Raw genomic sequence first — 17534 nt, 5'->3', positions numbered from 1 at the left:
GGAGCAGCTGGGCCGGGCGTGTCCGGCGCGCCGGTCCGGGAGGGTTGACGCGGCACCGCTCGACGCCGTTGACTGGGCCGTACCGACTGGTCGGTCTTTCGAGTGGGAGTAGCAGCGCATGAGCAAGCGTTTCGACGGACGGGTCGCCGTCCTGACCGGCGCCAGCCGCGGGATCGGCCTCGGCATCGCCGCCAGGCTGGTGTCCGAGGGCGCGAAGGTCGTGATCACCGCCCGCAAGCCGGAACCGCTGGAGGAGGCCGTCGAGTCGCTCGGCGGCTCCGAGCACGCCATCGGCGTGGCGGGCAAGGCCGACGACGTCGAGCACCAGGCCGAGGTCGTCGACCGCGCCGTGAAGGACTTCGGCGGCGTGCACATGCTGGTCAACAACACCGGCATCAACCCCGCCTACGGCCCGGTGATCGACGTGGACCACTCGGTCGCCCGCAAGACCTTCGAGGTCAACGTGCTCGCCGCGCTGTCCTGGACGCAGCAGGTGTACCGGGGGTGGATGCAGCAGCACGGGGGATCGATCCTCAACGTCTCCTCCGTCGCCGGGCAACGGCCCTCGCCGGGCATCGGCTACTACGGCGGCACGAAGGCGATGCTGTCGCTGCTGACCCAGCAGCTCGGCGTGGAACTGGCGCCCGACGTGCGGGTGAACGCGGTCGCTCCGGCCGTGGTGAAGACGAAGTTCGCCACGGCGCTCTACGCGGAGGACGAAGAGGGCGTTTCCGCGAGCTACCCGCTCAAGCGGCTCGGCGTGCCAGAGGACATCGGCGGCGCGGCGGCGTACCTGCTGTCCGACGAAGCGTCGTGGGTGACCGGGCAGATCCTCACCCTCGACGGCGGCCTGACCCTCACGGGAGGTGTGTGAGCGGTGCAGCTGTCGGACTCGGTGGTCGTGGTGACCGGTGGCGGCAACGGCATCGGTGCCGCGCTGTGCCGCCGGTTCGCCGCGCACGGCGCGGCGGTGGTGGTCAACGACCTCGACGCGGAAGCGGCGCGGTCGGTGGCCGATGAGATCGGCGGACTGGCCGCGCCCGGAGACGCGGCGACCGAGGACGGCGTCGCGGAACTCGTCGGGGCCGCGAACGAGCGCCACGGGCGGATCGACATGTTCTGCGCCAACGCGGGAATCGGCGAGTCCGGCGGACCGGAAGCCGCGGAGTCGGCTTGGGAGCGGTCCTGGGAGATCAACGTGATGGCGCACGTGCGGGCCGCGCGGGCGGTGCTGCCGCAGTGGCTGGAGCGCGGGCAAGGCCGGTTCCTGTCCACGGTGTCCGCTGCGGGGCTGCTGACCATGCTCGGCTCGGCGCCGTACTCGGTGAGCAAGCACGCGGCGCTGGGATTCGCCGAATGGCTCGCGATCACCTACGCCGACCGCGGGGTGACCGTGCAGGCGCTGTGCCCGCAGGGCGTGCGCACGAACCTGCTCGACGACACCGGCGAGACCGGCAAGTTGCTGCTCGGCGACTCGGCGATCGAACCGGAACAGGTCGCCGACGAAGTGCTGGCCGCGCTCGGCGACGACCGGTTCCTGATCCTGCCGCACCCGGAGGTCGCCGGGTACTACGCGCTGCGCGCGGCAGAACCCGGCAAGTGGCAGGGCGGCATGCGCAAGCTCCAGCGCGGTCTGCCCTGATCAACGCCCGATAACCTGGGGTGTCAGGCGTAGCGACAGGGAGGCGTGGAGATGGGTGGCGCGGATCTGCGCACGGCACCGGAAGTGGCCGAGACGGTGCCGCAGCGATTGCTGGCGGCGGCGACGCGGCTGTTCGCCGAGCACGGTTTCGAGACGACCTCGGTGCAGCAGATCGTGGACGCCGCCGGCGTCACAAAAGGCGCCATGTACCACTACTTCGGCTCCAAGGACGATCTGCTCTACGAGATCTACGCGCGGCTGCTGCGGGTGCAGACCGCCCGGATGGAACGCGACGCCGAGAGCTCCGCACCGGTCCAGGACCGGCTGCACGCGGTGGCCGCCGACGTGGTGGCGACGACCGCGGCGAACCTGGACGACACGGTGATCTTCTTCCGGTCGATGCACCTGCTGCACGCGGACAAGCGCGCCGAGGTCCGCGCGCAGCGCCGCCGCTACCACGAGCGGGTGCGGGCGTTGATCGAAGAAGGGCAGGCCGCCGGGACGTTCCGCGGGGACAAATCGGCGGAGCTGGTCGTGGACTACTTCTTCGGGGCGGTGCACCACCTGGGCACCTGGTTCCGCGAAGACGGGCAGCTGACCGGAGAACAGGTCGGTTCGCACTTCGCGGACCTGTTGATCGCGTCGCTGCGGCCGTAGCCGCTCCTGCAACGGAGTTTCCGGCTTTTCGAGTTTTTCGGAGGTGGCGTGTGAAGGCGTGGCAGCTCGAGGCGAACGGCGAGCCGCGGGACGTGCTCGGGCAGGCCGACGTGGCCGACCCGAGCCCCGGGGAAGGGCAACTGCTGGTGCGGGTGCTGGCGTGCCCGGTGAACTTCCCGGACGTGCTGCTTTGCCGCGGGCAGTACCAGATCACGCCGGACCTGCCGTTCACGCCGGGCGTCGAACTGTGCGGTGAGGTCGTCGAAGTCGGTGCCGGCGTGACCGGTTTCGCGCCCGGAGACCGGGTGCTCGGCTCGTCGGCGCTGCCCACGGGCGGATTCGCGGAACTGGCGCTGATGGATGCACCGCGGGCGTTCCCGGCACCGAAAGCGCTGTCCGACGCGGAAGCGTCCGCGCTGTTCATCGGCTACCAGACCGGCTACTTCGGACTGCACCGCCGCGCGGGGTTGCGCGAAGGGGAGACGCTGCTGGTGCACGCCGCCGCGGGCGGTGTCGGCAGCGCGGCCGTGCAGCTCGGCAAAGCCGCGGGCGCGAACGTGATCGGCGTGGTCGGCGGGCCGAAGAAGGCCGAAGTCGCGCGGGAACTCGGCGCGGACGTGGTCGTCGACCGGCACAGCGAGGACTTCGTGCCGATCGTCAAGGAGTTCACCGGCGGCCGGGGTGCGGACGTGGTGTACGACTCGGTCGGCGGGGACACCTACAAGCGCTCCACGAAGTGCATCGCGTTCGAAGGGCGAATCCTGATCATCGGGTTCGCCGGCGGCAGCATCCCGACGCCCGGGCTGAACCACGCCCTGATCAAGAACTACTCGATCGTCGGGTTGCACTGGGGCCTGTACAACGAGCGGAGCCCGCAGCTGGTCGCCGACGCGCACGAGGCGCTGACCGGACTGGCCGATCAGGGCCTGATCCGGCCGCTGATCAGCGAGGAGCTCGGGTTCGACGCGGTCGCCGACGGGGTGCAGCGGGTCGGCGAGGGCAGCACCGTCGGGCGCGTGGCCTACGTGCGGTGAGGCGCACCTGCTCGACTCCACCCGCGGAGCGGCGGCATCGGCTGCGGCGGATCTCGGAGGATTCCGTGGCCTGGCGTCGATTTCGTCGGCTCAGGGGTTAGGTTTCCGGCGGTTCCCCTGGTAGGGATGCGGAGACCGCGCCCGAGCTGTCCACGCAGGAGACCGCATGGCCGAGACCGCAGCCTCGCCGAAACCGTCCAGGCTGGATCGCGCACTAGCTGCCCTGGAACGGGTGGGCAACAAGCTGCCCCAGCCGTTCCTGCTGTTCGCGCTGCTGTTCCTGGTCGTCGCCATTGTGTCCACAGTGGTCGCGGCGGCCGGTGTCACGGTGCAGATCCCCGGCGCCGCGCAGCCGACTCCGGTTCGGGCGGCGCTGTCCGGACCGGGGCTGGCCTTCCTGCTCACCGAGATGCCCGGCAACTTCATCGGGTTTCCGCCGCTGGAGACGGTGGTCACGATCATGCTGGCGGTGGGGCTGGCGGAGCGGGCCGGGCTGCTGACCGCCATGATCCGGGCCGCGTTCGGGCGAGCGCCGCGCTGGGTGCTGCCCTACGCGGTGGGCTTCGTCGGCATCAGCTCCAGCGTGATGGCCGACTCCGCGATGATCGTCATCCCGCCGCTGGCGGCGCTGGTGTTCAAAGCCGCGGGCAGGCATCCGGTGGCCGGGCTGCTCGGCGGGTTCGCCGCGTCCGGCGCGGGATACTCCACCGCTCCGGTGGTGACCAGTTTGGACGCGCTGTTCTCCGGGATCAGCAACAAGGTCGCCGGGGTGCTGCCGGATCCGGGCACGACGGTGACGCCGGTGTCGAACTTCTACTTCAACCTCGTGTCGTCGGTGGCGCTGGCGTTGCTGGCGGGTTTCCTCATCGACCGCGTCATCGAGCCGCGCATGGTGCGCAGCGGTGTGCCCCGGGAGGAATCGGAGTCCGCCGCGGACGCAGAGCAGTCCACAGCGGACAGTGCGATTTCGGCTTCGCTGACCGGTTCGGAACGGCGTGGGTTGCGCTGGGCCGGAGTGGCGGCGCTGGTCACCACCGGGCTGGTGCTCGCGCTGGTGCTGTGGCCGGGTTCGGCGATGCGCAACGAATCCGGCGCGTTCCTGCCGGAATCGCCGCTGCTCGACTCGGTCACCACGCTGATCTTCGTGGCGTTCCTGGTGCCCGGCATCGCCTTCGGGATCCCGGCTCGGACGATCACCACGCCCGGTGACGTGCCGAAGCTGATGGGCGGCGTGCTGCGGGACATGACCGGATTCCTGGTGCTGGCGTTCATGCTCGGGCAGTTCATCGCGCTGTTCAACTGGACGAACCTGGGTTCCGCGCTGGCCGTCGGCGGCGCCGACCTGCTGCGCGTGCTGGGCCTGGCCGGCTATCCCGCGTTCCTCGGCTTCATGGTGCTGGCCTCGGTGCTGAACCTGTTCATCATCTCCGGATCCAGCCTGTGGACGCTGATGGCCTCGGTGTTCGTGCCGATGTTCGTGCTGCTGGGTTTCGAGCCGGGGTTCGCGCAGGCCGCGTTCCGGGTGGGCGACTCGGCCACCCAGATCATGACTCCGCTGAACCCCTACATGATCATTATCTTGGGTTACCTGCGGCGTTACGAGCCGTCCGCGGGACTCGGCACCCTGGTGGCGCGGATGACGCCGTTCGTGGTGCCGTTCTGGTTGCTGTGGGCGCTGATCCTGACCGTGTTCTACTTCGCCGACCTGCCACTCGGACCCGGCATGGGCATCCACCTGTGAGCGTCCGTCGTTGAACTAGTTCGCACTCGGACCGCGGAACGCGAGAACGCCCGCCCTGCGCGGCACGGGCGGGCGTTCTCGCGGGGTGCTTCAGAACAGCACGCGGGTCAGACCTTCGGAAACGCAGGCCGGCTTCGACTCGCCCTCGATTTCCACAGTGGACTCGACGGTGAGCTGCAGGCCGCCGTCGATCTCGGTGACCTCGACGAGCCGGGTGTGCGAGCGGACCCGCGAACCCACCCGCACCGGGCTGGGGAAGCGCACCTTGTTCAGGCCGTAGTTGATGCCCATCTTGACGTTCTCGAACCGGTAGGTCTGCGCGTTGAGCGCGGAAAGCAGGCTCAACGTCAGGAAACCGTGCGCGATGGTGGCGCCGAACGGGCCCTTCGCGGCGCGGTCGGGATCGACGTGGATCCACTGGTGGTCCAGCGTGGAATCGGCGAACTTGTCGACCTGGTCCTGAGTGATCGTCAGCCAATCACTGGTCCCGAGCTCGCCGCCCGCGGCCTCGCGAACCTCGTCGGGACTGGTGAACACGCGCATGGAATTCCTTTCGGTCGGGACGGCTCAGGCCGGTGGGAGACCGGTGAGTTCGGCGATTCGGGCGCGGTGGCGTTCCGCGGTGCCGAAGGCCAGTTGCGCGCTCTTGGCCCGCCCGAGGTACAGGTGCACCGGGTGTTCCCAAGTCATGCCGATGCCGCCGTGCAATTGCAGCGAGTCCTCGGCGGCCCGCACCGCCAGGTCGGAGCAGTACGCCTGGGCCAGTGCCACGGCCAGCTCGGTCTCGGCAGGGTCGGTTTCGGCGGGGTCGGCTTCGGACCGCCCGGACAACGCGTCCGCGGCGTTGCGGGCGGTGGCTCGCGCGGTGCTCAGCCCCGACCACAGGTCGGCCAGGCGGTGCTTGACGGCCTGGAACGAGCCGACCTGCCTGCCGAACTGGTAGCGGGTGAGCACGTACTCCACTGTGGAATCCAGGCAGTGCTGGGCGAGCCCGGTCTGCTCGGAGGCGAGCACCCCGGCCGCGATCCGCAACGCGTGGCGCAGCACTGCTTCGCCGTCGGAACTGACCTCGTGCGCCGGCGCGCCGGACAGCTCGAGCGTCCCGATCCTGCGGGTCAGGTCCAGGGAAGTCACCGGGGTGCACGTCACGCCGGGCGACGAAACGTCCACGCGGAACAGTGCTACACCGCCAGGGGTGCTGGCCGGGACGAGCACCGTGTCGGCCGCTTCCAGATCCACGACCGCTCGGACCGAACCGGTCAGCGTGTCGTTCTCCACCCGCACCGAAGGCGTCAACGGCGCTGACGGAGCCGTCGTCAGTCCAATGGCGACAGTGGCGATCCGGGATCCCGCGCCGATTTCGGCGATCAACTCCTTGTTCGCCGGTCCAGCGGCGCTCAGCGCGGATGTGGCGAGCACGGTGCCCAGGAACGGAACCGGAGCAACCGCGCGGCCGATCTCCTCGGCGACCACGGCGAGTTCCCGTGCGCTCGCGCCCGCACCACCGGACTCCTCCGGTACCGGCAACGTCGCGACGCCGAGATCACCGGCCAACGTGCGCCACAGCGCGAAATCGTACGGTTCCTCGGATTCGCAGCGGGCCAGCACCGCGGAAGAATCGCACCGGTCGCGCAGCACGCGGCGCACCGTGCCGCGCAGGTCCTCCTCGACCTCTCCGTAGAGCAGATCGGCACTCATCGGGGCAACTCCTTCCACGGGACGTCCTTGTCCGTGCGGATCTCCGGTGGCAGCCCAAGCACGCGCTCGGCGATCACGTTGCGCAGCACCTCGGAAGTGCCGCCCTCGATGGAATTCCCCTTCGCGCGCAGGTATCGGTAGCCGGGACCGCGTCCGGTGAACGCGACGTTCTCCGGCCGCCGCAACGTCCAGTCGTCGTACTCCAACCCGCGCTCGCCGGCCAGCTCCACCTCGAAACCGGAGATCTCCTGGTTCAGCCGGGCGAACGCCAGCTTCACCGCGGAACCTTCCGGGCCCGGGGTGCCCACCGCGAGCTGCTGGCGCAAGCGCTGGCCGGTGAGCCGGGTCGCCTCGGCCTCGACCCACAGCTGCAACAACCGATCGTGCGCGGCCGGGGTGCGGTTCTGCGGATTTTCCCGCCATTCCTGGGAAACCACGCCGATCATCCCGGACTCCCGGCCGGTGTTGCCGCCGCCGATGGCCACCCGCTCGTTCATCAGCGTGCCCATCGCGACCTGCCAGCCCTGGCCGACTTCGCCGAGGCGCTGCGAATCGGGGATGCGCACCCCGTTCAGGAAGACCTCGTTGAACTCGGCCTCACCGGTGATCTGGCGCAGCGGACGGACTTGCACGTTCGGGTCGGTCATGTCGCACACGAAGTACGACAACCCCTTGTGCTTGGGCGCGTCCGGGTCGCTGCGGGCGACCAAGATCGCCCACTTCGCCTTGTGCGCGAACGAGGTCCACACCTTCTGGCCCTCTACGACCCAGTCGTCGCCGTCCCGCACCGCCCGGGTCGCCAGCGCCGCCAGGTCCGAACCCGCTCCGGGTTCGCTGAACAGCTGGCACCAGATCTCCTCGCCCGTCCAGAGCGGACGGAGGTAGCGGTTGCGCTGCTCGTCGGTGCCGAACCGCAGGATGGTCGGAGCGGCCATGCCCAGGCCGATGCCGTTGCCTGCCGGGTCGTTGTCCGGTGCACCGGCCGCGGCGAACTCCGCGTCCACCACCTGCTGCAGCTCGCGCGGAGCGTCCAGGCCGCCGAGCCCGGCGGGGTAGTTCACCCACGCCAGCCCGGCGTCGAAACGCGCGCGCAAGAACTCCAGGCGGTCCGAAGTGGATGGATCGTGCTCGGTGAGGAACTCCCGGACTGCACTACGCAATTGTGCTGTGTCGGTCATTGCCGCACTCCTTCATGCTCCGGGTTCGTACTGCGGGCTCACGCCTTCGGACCACCGGCGACGTAGAGCACCTGGCCGGAGACGAACCCGGAACGCTCATCCAGGAAGAACGACGCGGCGTTGGCGATGTCGTCCGGAGCCCCGGCCCGGCCGACCGGGATCGTGGAAACCGCCGCATTCGAGAAGTCCTCGAAGCTGGCGCCGACCCGCTCCGCCGTCGCCTTCGTCATGTCGGTGGCGATGAAGCCCGGCGCGATGGCGTTGACCGTGACACCGAACTTGCCCAGCTCGATCGCCAACGTCTTGGTCAGGCCCTGCATGCCCGCCTTCGCCGTGGAGTAGTTGGCCTGGCCGCGGTTGCCCAGCGCCGAGGTGCTGGATAGGTTCACGATCCGGCCCCACTTGGCCTCCACCATGAACTTCTGCACCGCGCGGCTCATCAGGAACGCACCGCGCAGGTGCACCGACATCACCGTGTCCCAGTCCGAATCGGACATCTTGAACAGCATGTTGTCGCGCAGCACGCCGGCGTTGTTGACCAGCGCCAGCGGGGTGCCGAGCTCGGCGGAGACCCGATCGACGGCCGCGGTGACCTGATCGGAATCGCTCACGTCGGCACCGACGGCCAGCGCCTTGCCGCCCGCGGACTCGATCGCGGACACGGTCTCGGCGCACTGCTGCTCGTCCAGGTCGATCACCGCGACGGCGTATCCGTCCGCGGCCAGGCGCTGCGCGGTGGCCGCGCCGATACCGCGGGCGGCGCCGGTGACGATCGCGGTCTTTTCGGGCATGATTCCTCACTTCTGTTACGAGGGGCGGAAAAACTCCGGTGGCGGGCCTGCCCGCTCACCGGTACTTCTTGAGCTCCCGGCGAGCCATCGAACGGCGGTGCACCTCGTCGGGGCCGTCGACGATGTGCAACGTGCGGGCGTGCGCGTACAGGCTCGCCAGCGGCGTGTCCTGGCTGACCCCGGCGGCGCCGTGCGCCTGGATGGCGCGGTCCACAATGGTCGTCACCATCTGCGGCACCGCCACCTTGATCGCCTGGATCTCGGTGTGCGCGCCCTTGTTGCCGACGGTGTCCATCAGCCACGCGGTCTTGAGCGTCAGCAGCCGGTTCGTCTCGATGCTGATGCGGGCATCGGCGATCCACTGCTGCACCACGCCCTGATCGGCGATCGGCCCGCCGAACGCCCGGCGGCTCGTGACGCGGCGGCACATCAGCTCCAGCGCGCGCTCGGCCATCCCGATCGCGCGCATGCAGTGGTGGATGCGGCCAGGGCCGAGGCGCGCCTGCGCGATTGCGAAACCCTCGCCCTCGCCGGAAATGATGTTCTCGGCCGGGACGCGGACGTCGTCGAACACGATCTCGGCGTGCCCGCCGTGGTCGCCGTCGTTGTAGCCGAACACGTGCATGCCGCGCTCGATGCGCACGCCGGGGGTGTCGACCGGCACCAGGATCTGGCTCTGCTGGCGGTGCCGCTCGGCCTCCGGGTCCGACTTGCCCATCACGATCAGCACCTTGCAGCGGGGGCTCATCGCGCCGGACGACCACCACTTGCGGCCGTTGATCACGTAGGAGTCGCCGTCGCGCTCGATGCGGGTGCCGATGTTCGTCGCGTCCGAAGACGCCACCTCCGGCTCGGTCATGCAGAACGCCGAGCGGATCTCGCCGTCCAGCAGCGGTTTCAGCCACCGCTCGCGCTGCTGCGGGGTGCCGAACTCGGCCAGCACCTCCATGTTGCCGGTGTCCGGCGCCGAGCAGTTGAACACCTCCGGCGCCAACGTGGGACTGCGGCCCATGATCTCCGCCAGCGGGGCGTACTGCAGGTTCGTCAGCCCGGCGCCGTCCGCGCCCGGCAGGAACAGGTTCCACAGGCCGCGCTCGCGGGCCTTGGCCTTGAGCTCGTCGATGATCGGTGCGTGCGTCCACCGGCTGTCCGCGGCCGCGAGCTGCTCGTGCAGCACCGGCTCGGCCGGGTGGACGTGCTCGTCCATGAACTCGGTGAGCTGCGCGCGCAGCTGCTCGGTGCGGTCGTCGTACCCGAAGTCCACGCCATGCCTCCTAGGGAGTGTTTTGAAAGGGTGTGCGTAGTGGGTCACCCAGCGGAACCTCAGACGTCTTCTGGCTCCGGGATCTCCTCCTTAAGTAGCGCCCTACTCGGCGTCTGAGCTGTCCTCGCCAGAAGACGCCTGAGAACCCGCCGGTGGTCCGGCTGAGTCCTGGGGCACCGGCAAGCGGCTGGCGCCGCTTATGAAACAGTTCCTAGTCGAGTGCGGACAAGCCCTGCGCGACCAAGTGCTCGACCAGGGCTCCGACGTGCTCGAAGCCCTCGCCGACGGTCTGGCCGTGCACGTAGCGGTAGTGGATGCCCTCGCTGATCACCGCGAGCTTGAAGAAGCCGAACGCCACGTACCAGTCCAAATCGGACAGATCGATGCCGCTGCGGGCGGCGTAGCGGTCCCACAGCTCGCGGACCGGCGGGAACCCGTACTCCGGGCCGATGCCCTTGGCGATCGGGTTGTACTCGACGCCGTCCATGCCTTCCCAGTACACCTTGAGCAGGCCCACGTCGGTGAGCGGATCGCCGAGCGTGGCCATCTCCCAGTCGAGCACCGCCGAGATGTTGTGCTGCTCGTCGACCAGCACGTTGTCCAGCCGGTAGTCGCCGTGCACGATGCCGGCGTGCCGGGTCGGCGGCACGCGCTCGCCCAACCGCTGCGCCAACCGGTCGATGCCCGGGATCTCCCGGCTGTGCGAGGCCGCGAGCTGCTTGCTCCAGCGGCGCACCTGCCGCTGGAGGAAGCCCTCCGGGCGGCCGAAATCGCCCAGCCCGACCTGCTCGGGATCCAGCGTGTGCAGGTCCGCGAGCACGTCCGCCAGCTGCATGGACAGATCACGGCGCTGCCCGGCGTCGAGCTGCGCGGTCTGCTCCGGCGAGCGGTACACCGTGCCCGGCACGAACTCCATCACGTAGAACGGCGCGCCGATGACGTCCTCGTCCTGGCACAGCAGGTAAGTCCGCGGCACCGGCACCGAAGTGCCCGCCAGCGCCGACATCACGCGGTGCTCGCGGCTCATGTCGTGCGCCGTGGCCAGCACGTGACCGAGCGGCGGGCGGCGCACCACCCAGCGGTTCGCGCCGTCGCCGACGACGTAGGTGAGGTTGGAGCGGCCGCCCTGCACCAGCTCCGCGGTCAACGGTCCCGCGGTCAGGCCCGGCAGCTGCGACTCCAAGTGTTCGCGCAACCGGGACAGGTCCAGGCCGGGTGGGTCGCCAGCGCTCATCGGATCTCCTCCGTCGGTGAACTCGTTCTGCCTGCGGGAGCGGCCGCGCTGCCGCGCGCCGGTGTCACGGGGTGGTGCAAGGGGTCACGGGAAGTGCCGCGTGGTCAGCTCGGGGAACCAGGTGGCCAGTTCGGCACGGGTCTTCGCGGCCTCCGAATGCAGCACGCTGCGCAGGCCCAAGCGCTCGGCCGCCTCGATGTTCGGTGCACCGTCGTCGACGAACACGGCCTGCTCCGCGGGCAGGTCGAGCCGCCGCAACGTGAGTTCGTAGATCCGCGGGTCGGGTTTGCGCAGGCCCACCTCGCTGGAAATGACCGCCAGCTCGAACAGGTCCCGCAACGACTCCCACGGGTAGTTGTTCCCCCAGCTGTTCGACAGCAGAGCGGTGCGCACCCCGTGATCGCGCAGGTCGCGCACCAGCTGCAGCATCGACTCGTCCGGGCGCATGTTCGCGAACAGCCGGGAGAGCAACCCCTCCGGTTCGACGGTGTCGCCGTCGACGGTGCGCAGCCTGGCTGCGAGCAGCCGGTCGAACTCGGCGGCGGAGAGTTCGCCGGTCTCCAGGCGGTGGATCGGGGTGCCCGCCGGAGCACTCCGGGACAGCCACTCCTTCAACGCGGTGGAGAACGACTCCGGCTCGATGCCTTCAGCTTCGGTCCACGCCGAGATGGCCAACCGGCCGGGCGTGGTGAGCACCCCGCCGTAGTCGAAGATCGCGACGCTGGGGTTGGCAGGCATGACAGGGACCGTACCGACTAGCCGGTATGTGCGCCAGGGTCTGGAACGTTCCGGAAATGACCGCGGCCGGGTTCGGCGGTCCGGGCGGTCAGGACGGGAAGGCTGACCGGAAGCGCGCTGCGGTGCGCAGCAACGACGGAACGTCCGGAGTCGTGAACTGGAGATCGACGAAGGCATCCTGCACACCGAGCTCGGCGACGGCGTGCAAGTAGTCGACGATGCGCTCCACCGGGCCCTGCACCGGCCGAGCACCGGGCGGGCCGAGCTCCACGTTGACCCGCAAAGCCGTGGCGACCGGGGCGCGACCGGCCTCGGCCGCGAACTCGCGCAGCATTCCGAGCACCCGCTCCAGCGCGGGCAAGGGCAAGGCCACGCCGAGCCAGCCGTCACCACGCGTGGCCGTGCGGCGCAAGGCGGCCTCGGAACTGCCGCCGAGGTAGATCGGCGGGCTCGGCTGCACCGGCTTCGGCTGGAAATCACCCGGCGAGACGGTGCTGAAGCGGCCCTGATGCCGCACCGGATCCGGGCCCCACAACGCGCGCAACGCGGTCAGCGCGTCGTCCAGTCGAGCGGCGCGCTGGTGCCACGGGACGCCCGCTGCCTCGTACTCGTCGCGCATCCAGCCCAGCCCGAAGCCGGGGATCAGCCGGCCATTGCTCAGCCGATCGACGCCGGTGAGCGCGCGGGCCAGCGCGATCGGTGCGTACAGCGGCGCGTTGAGAGTGCTGGTGCCCAGCGCGGCGCGATTCGTGGCGGACGCGGCGACGGTCAGCACCAGCAGCGGATCCAGGCTCGCTCGCATCCGGTCGGGGAGCGAACCATCGGCGGAACCCGGGTATGGCGTACTGGGATTGCGGGGCGCGTGCAGGCGCTCTCCCGCCCACAAGCTCTCGAAACCCATTCCCTCGGCTTCGGTTGCGACCTCGTGCACGCAGGCCGGGTCGGCGAACGGGCCGAATTGGGGAAGTCCGAGTCCTAGGCGCATGCGGGCAGCTTGGCATCGATCATTCGTGCTGCGCCACGGCCGCCGTGGCCTCGTCGCGGTGCGCGTGATCCGAGGGTTCCGGGCCGGGCGGACCGCGTCGAGCGATCAACGCGCTCAGCAGGTGGCCAGCATCTCCTGCAACGCCGACTTCTCCTGCTCGGTGACGGTGAGGCCGTAGGAGTGCTTGACCGTGACCCAATCCGTCGAGTATTCGCACCAAGTCGCCTTCGCCGGCTTCCACTCGGACGGGTCCTTGTCGCCCTTGGCGCGATTGGACTTCGCATCGGCTGCGACCAGCTGCGGCAGGTTCATGTCGTTGGCGAACTGCTCGCGGCGCTGGTCGGTCCACTCGTCGGCACCGCTGCGCCAGGCATCGGCCAGCGGCACCATGTGATCGATGTCCACATCGGACCCGCTGCGGACGGTGCCGCCGGTGTAGCTGCTCACCCACGATCCGGAGGTCGACTCGCACGCGTTGTTCACCGCCACGTCCTCGCCGTCGCGGCGCAGCACCGCCTCCCGGGTGTTGCAGTTCTTGCCCGCCTGCGGCGCCGGTTTCCAGTGCTCGAAGCGGTCGCGCGAGTAGCCGTCCATCGAACCTTCCGGCGCGACCTCGAGCTGGGCGAGCTGCGCGGCGGCCGGAGCGTCGGAGGACGCGGCGTCCGGGGCCAACCGGTCCAGCAGCCCGGACTCGAACACCACCCACCCCGCGGCGATGATCAACGCGGAGAGCACCGAGATCCACAGCGGGGTGCGCTTGCTCGATCGTGCAGTCGACATGCTCGCTCCGGCTCGGGGTGTTCGGTGATCGCGGGCATTCGATCACGAAGCGGGTGCCGGAGGTACCGCTGTGCGCGCGAGATCACCGCTGGAAGTGGGCGCCGCCCGAGGCGCGGTACAGGTCGCGGAGCAGGCTCACCTCGGCTCCGTGGTGGATCAGCTCGCGGTTGAGGTGCAGCACCAGTGCCAGGTAGGGGCGGTCGGCGAACGGTCCCTCGGCGGCACCGACCGGGCGGGACCAGGCCTCGGCGTCCATTCCGCCGATGCCGTCGCGCCACTGGCGGTGCTGGTGGTCGAGGTGCTTGAGCGCGACGGTGGCGCCGGCGGGGTAGTGGGTGTGGTCGATCCGGTACGAGCCGTCGCCGAAGTGGTTGGACACGCGCATCGCCAGCACGTGATCGGCGATGTGGCACAGGCGCCAGGCGATCGTGGTGAACGGAGGAGGGGTGGGTTCGGGGAAGGCGAAGTCGAACTCGTGGCCCCGGTCGGTGGGCCGCACCGACCAGCAGCCGGGGACCGGTTCCCAGAAGTACTCCTCGTCGGTCAGGCCATCCAGGTGCGGGCGCCATTGGTCCCAGTAGAAGTCGAGCTGGTCCAGCACTTCCTCGCGTGCGTGCATGCGGCGGAGGTTACGGGCGAGGGCGGACGGTGCGGGCGTGATCACTCGGTCGTGTAGTGGTGAACGGGTGTTCGATCGTGGATCATGGGGTTGTGGTCGGGATTTCTGCGCGTCCGGGGCTCGCCGAGGAGGTCGGCGAGCTCGGTTCGCGCGTGCCTCGACCACGGGAGGACGGCGAGTCGGATCGCGGCGGTGTGGTGGCCGAATCCGACGACGAGCTCGTCGCGGAGATCCGGCGCGGTGAGCAAGTCATGCGGGATGCGCTGTTCGGTCAGCTGCTGCGGATCGCCGAAGCCGAGCGGCGCGGTCTGCACGGCACCAGCGGAGCGCGGTCGGTGCAGGCCTGGTTGCGGGAGATGCTGAACCTGGCCGCGGGCGAGGCGCGGCGGCGGGTGCAGGTGGCGAGGGAGGTCACCGAACGAGTCGGGCTCGGTGGAGAACAGCTGCCACCCGCCCTGCCGGAGACCGCTGGAGCCATGCGCAACGGCGAGATCACGCTGGCGCACGCAGGGACCATTGTGGACGGTGTTGCGGCGATGCCGCCGGGGGTCGACGCCACCGAGCGGCACGCGGCGGACGCCATGCTGGCGCGGCAGGCGCGCGAGTTGCCGCCGCACGAGCTGCGCTCCGCGGGCGAGCACCTCCGGTACCTGCTCGACCAGGACGGCGCGTTGCGCACCGAGGAATACCAGGTCGAGCACCGCGAACTGCGGATCGCTACGGGGCGCGACGGCATGACGGTCCTGAACGGACGCCTCGACCGGGAGTCGGGCGCCGAGTTGCGCGCGGCGTTGCAGCCGTTGGCCGCGCCGCGGCGGGAAGCCGACGGAGTGCCGGACACGCGCAGCCCGGCCAAGCGGAACGCCGATGCATTCGTCGACCTGCTCGAGCGCAAGCACGGCGATGCGCGTGCGCAGGTGCGCGTGACCATCGATTACGACCAGCTCACCGAAGGGTTGGTCGCTGACGGAGCTTGCGAAGAACGGAATCCGCAGCCGGACGTCTTCGGGCGGGCACCCAGGACGGGCGGCACGGTCGACAACACCGAGCAGCCGATCACGGCGGCCGCCGCGCGACGGCTCGCGTGCGATGCCGAAGTGCTGCCGCTCGTGCTCGGCGGAGACGGGCAGCCGTTGGACGTCGGGCGGTCCGAACGGACAGCGCCCGCGCACATCAGGGCCGCGCTGTCGGCGCGTGACGGCTCCTGCGCGTTCCCCGACTGCGACCGGCCGCCAGGGACCTCGCAGGCGCACCACGTGCGGCACTGGGCGGACGGCGGCGCAACAGCGCTGCACAACATGGTCATGTTGTGCGGACACCACCACAGGCTGATCCACCGTCAGCGGTGGGAAGTGACGATGGACGACGGGTGGCCTGCCTTCCTACCGCCGGTTTGGGTGGATCCGGCACGCAGCCCGCGGGTCCGGGCGAGAACTCGACATCAGCGGACTCGGGAACCGCCCGGGTGACTGCGGAACGCCCGCGGCGCACCATCCACCGGATGGTGCGCCATTCGGGATGTCCGCGGTCGCTGACGTTCGCGGGCTGGGCGATGGCAAGCAAGCGGTCCCTCCAGAACGGGGGGCTGGAGGGACCGCTGCAAGATCACCACGGGTTCAGCCGGCGTTGTCCTCCTTGAGCATGTCGGAGCACTTCTCGCCGATGGCCATCGTGGTGATGTTTGGGTTCACCGCGACCAGGAACGGCATCGCGGAGGCATCAGCGACGCGCAGACCGTCGACGCCCTTGACCCGCAGGCGTGCGTCCAGCGGCGCGTTCTGGTCGTCGGCCGCGCCCATCGGCACCGAAGCCGCGGGGTGGTAGACGGTGTTGTGCGTCTTCCTGATGTAGTCAGCGATCTCGTCGTCGCTGCGTACATCGGGGCCTGGGTGCAGTTCGGAACCGGCCCATTCGTGCATCGCCTGCTGCGAGACGATCTTCCGCGCGAGTTTGATGCCCTCGGTCATGACCCTGATGTCGTGCGGGTCGGTGAAGTACCGGGGGTCGACCTTCGGCTTGTCCCGGAAATCTCGAGTGCGCAACCGGACGTTGCCGATCGAGCGGCTGCGGGTGACGTTCGGCGTCAGGCAGAAGCCGTTCTCCGTCGTCGGGTATCCCTGCCGCATGGTGTGCATGTCAAACGGCACCGAACCGTAGTGGAACATCAGGTCGGGTCGGTTCAGGCCGGCTTCGGTGGTGGTGAAGATGCCGATCTCCCACCATTGCGTGGATTCGGTGACCATCGGCTGCTTCGCGTCCCATCCGATGACGCCTTCGGGATGGTCCTGGAGGTTGGATCCGACGCCGGGTGAGTCGACGAGCACGTCGATCCCGACTTCCCGCAGGTGTTCGCCCGGCCCGATTCCGGACAGCATCAGCAGCTTGGGCGTGTCGATGGCCCCGGAGGACAGCACCACTTCTTGCCGGGCGCGCACCGTGCGGGTGTGGACGAGGTCGGGGTCGAGGTAGGCGATCCCGGTCGCCCGCTTCCCGTCGAACTCGACCTTTTTGGCCCGCACTTCGGTGCGCACCTCGAGGTTCGGCCGCCTGCCCATGATCGGGTGCAGGTAGGACACCGAAGACGACGACCGCGTGCCGTCTTCCCGCGCGTTGATCTGGAACCAGTTCGCGCCGTGCGTGACGGTGCGTCCCGAGTTGAATTCGGTCGTCGGGATGCCCGCTTGTTCGCAGGCTTGCAGCAGCGCAACCCCGGACGGGTCGTTGGGCGGAACGCTGCGAATGTTCACCGGCCCGCTGCGCCCGTGGTGGTCGCCTGGTCCGTCGTTGGTCTCGAGCCTCTTGTACAGCGGGAAGACGTCGCTGGCGCCCCATCCGGTGGCGCCCATCCGTTCCCATTCGTCGAGGTCTTCGGCGGGCGCCCAGAACGCGATGCACGAGTTGTGCGAGGAGCAGCCGCCGAGCACGCGGGCACGGGCGTGCCGCATGTAGGAGTTGCCTTGCTCTTGCGGTTCGACGAGGTAATCCCAGTCGTAGCCGGATTCGAGCAGCGCCATCCACCGGTCGAGTTCGAGGATGGCTTTGTCCCCGACATCGGATGGTCCGGCTTCGAGCAGGCAAACGGTGGTGCCGGGGTCTTCGGAAAGGCGAGCCGCCAGCGCGGCGCCTGCGCTTCCGCCGCCCACCACGACGTAGTCGAATTCTTCGGCCATGGT

At 69.5% G+C, this 17534-nt stretch carries 17 protein-coding genes; 6 read left to right on the top strand and 11 right to left on the bottom strand.

Features of this window, described 5'->3' with window-relative positions; genetic code table 11:
• Positions 1-118 precede the first annotated feature (118 nt).
• The 5 genes from V1457_RS29320 (at position 119) to V1457_RS29300 (ending at position 5074) form a co-directional block, all read left to right on the top strand.
• Positions 119-874, top strand: coding sequence for an SDR family oxidoreductase (locus V1457_RS29320; protein ID WP_338598406.1), 756 nt, complete (start codon positions 119-121; stop codon positions 872-874).
• Between the two features lie 3 nt (positions 875-877).
• Positions 878-1642 carry an SDR family oxidoreductase gene (locus tag V1457_RS29315; protein WP_200072033.1) on the top strand — a complete coding sequence of 255 codons (765 nt, stop codon included), beginning with the start codon at positions 878-880 and terminating at the stop codon, positions 1640-1642.
• A 51-nt stretch (positions 1643-1693) separates the two neighbouring features.
• Entirely contained in the window at positions 1694-2299 is a 606-nt protein-coding gene (locus V1457_RS29310; protein ID WP_200072034.1) for a TetR/AcrR family transcriptional regulator, read from the top strand.
• Between the two features lie 50 nt (positions 2300-2349).
• Positions 2350-3333 carry an NADPH:quinone oxidoreductase family protein gene (locus V1457_RS29305; protein ID WP_200072035.1) on the top strand — a complete coding sequence of 328 codons (984 nt, stop codon included), beginning with the start codon at positions 2350-2352 and terminating at the stop codon, positions 3331-3333.
• A 166-nt stretch (positions 3334-3499) separates the two neighbouring features.
• On the top strand, positions 3500-5074 hold the full coding sequence (locus V1457_RS29300; protein ID WP_200072036.1) for an AbgT family transporter: 1575 nt from the start codon (positions 3500-3502) through the stop codon (positions 5072-5074).
• 90 nt (positions 5075-5164) lie between these two features.
• On the opposite strand, the gene V1457_RS29295 is transcribed toward V1457_RS29300, so the two are convergent.
• The 10 genes from V1457_RS29295 to V1457_RS29250 all read right to left on the bottom strand — a co-directional run bounded on the left by V1457_RS29295 (position 5165) and on the right by V1457_RS29250 (position 14361).
• Positions 5165-5617 carry a MaoC family dehydratase gene (locus tag V1457_RS29295; protein WP_200072037.1) on the bottom strand — a complete coding sequence of 151 codons (453 nt, stop codon included), beginning with the start codon at positions 5615-5617 and terminating at the stop codon, positions 5165-5167.
• A 24-nt stretch (positions 5618-5641) separates the two neighbouring features.
• Positions 5642-6772 (bottom strand): acyl-CoA dehydrogenase family protein, encoded by a 1131-nt coding sequence (locus V1457_RS29290; protein WP_295148148.1) that lies wholly within the window; start codon positions 6770-6772, stop codon positions 5642-5644.
• Complete coding sequence (locus tag V1457_RS29285; protein WP_338598401.1) at positions 6769-7950, bottom strand: acyl-CoA dehydrogenase family protein; 1182 nt, start codon at positions 7948-7950, stop codon at positions 6769-6771. Before V1457_RS29285 ends, V1457_RS29290 begins: the two co-directional genes overlap by 4 nt.
• 38 nt (positions 7951-7988) lie before the next feature.
• A complete protein-coding gene (gene fabG, locus V1457_RS29280) occupies positions 7989-8741 on the bottom strand; it encodes a 3-oxoacyl-ACP reductase FabG (RefSeq protein ID WP_200072040.1) in 753 nt (250 codons plus the stop codon).
• A gap of 55 nt (positions 8742-8796) precedes the next feature.
• Positions 8797-10005 carry an acyl-CoA dehydrogenase family protein gene (locus tag V1457_RS29275; RefSeq protein WP_338598398.1) on the bottom strand — a complete coding sequence of 403 codons (1209 nt, stop codon included), beginning with the start codon at positions 10003-10005 and terminating at the stop codon, positions 8797-8799.
• A gap of 211 nt (positions 10006-10216) precedes the next feature.
• Positions 10217-11239: a phosphotransferase family protein gene (locus tag V1457_RS29270; RefSeq protein WP_338598396.1), complete on the bottom strand. Its 1023-nt coding sequence runs from the start codon at positions 11237-11239 to the stop codon at positions 10217-10219.
• Between the two features lie 84 nt (positions 11240-11323).
• A complete protein-coding gene (locus V1457_RS29265) occupies positions 11324-11977 on the bottom strand; it encodes an HAD family phosphatase (protein WP_338598394.1) in 654 nt (217 codons plus the stop codon).
• Positions 11978-12065: 88 nt separating this feature from the next.
• Complete coding sequence (locus tag V1457_RS29260) at positions 12066-12962, bottom strand: TIGR03619 family F420-dependent LLM class oxidoreductase (protein WP_200072044.1); 897 nt, start codon at positions 12960-12962, stop codon at positions 12066-12068.
• A 114-nt stretch (positions 12963-13076) separates the two neighbouring features.
• On the bottom strand, positions 13077-13742 hold the full coding sequence (locus V1457_RS29255) for an HNH endonuclease family protein (protein WP_200072045.1): 666 nt from the start codon (positions 13740-13742) through the stop codon (positions 13077-13079).
• An 82-nt stretch (positions 13743-13824) separates the two neighbouring features.
• Positions 13825-14361: a DinB family protein gene (locus V1457_RS29250; protein WP_338598390.1), complete on the bottom strand. Its 537-nt coding sequence runs from the start codon at positions 14359-14361 to the stop codon at positions 13825-13827.
• A gap of 92 nt (positions 14362-14453) precedes the next feature.
• On the opposite strand from V1457_RS29250, the gene V1457_RS29245 reads away from it, so the two are divergent.
• Positions 14454-15830 carry a DUF222 domain-containing protein gene (locus tag V1457_RS29245; RefSeq protein WP_338598388.1) on the top strand — a complete coding sequence of 459 codons (1377 nt, stop codon included), beginning with the start codon at positions 14454-14456 and terminating at the stop codon, positions 15828-15830.
• Between the two features lie 147 nt (positions 15831-15977).
• On the opposite strand, the gene V1457_RS29240 is transcribed toward V1457_RS29245, so the two are convergent.
• Complete coding sequence (locus tag V1457_RS29240; RefSeq protein ID WP_338598386.1) at positions 15978-17531, bottom strand: GMC family oxidoreductase N-terminal domain-containing protein; 1554 nt, start codon at positions 17529-17531, stop codon at positions 15978-15980.
• Positions 17532-17534: the final 3 nt, after the last annotated feature.

The organism is Saccharopolyspora sp. SCSIO 74807 (assembly GCF_037023755.1).
Classification (GTDB): domain Bacteria; phylum Actinomycetota; class Actinomycetes; order Mycobacteriales; family Pseudonocardiaceae; genus Saccharopolyspora_C; species Saccharopolyspora_C galaxeae.
Note: the sequence above shows the minus strand (reverse complement) of the source record. Positions and strands in the feature narration are given on the sequence as shown.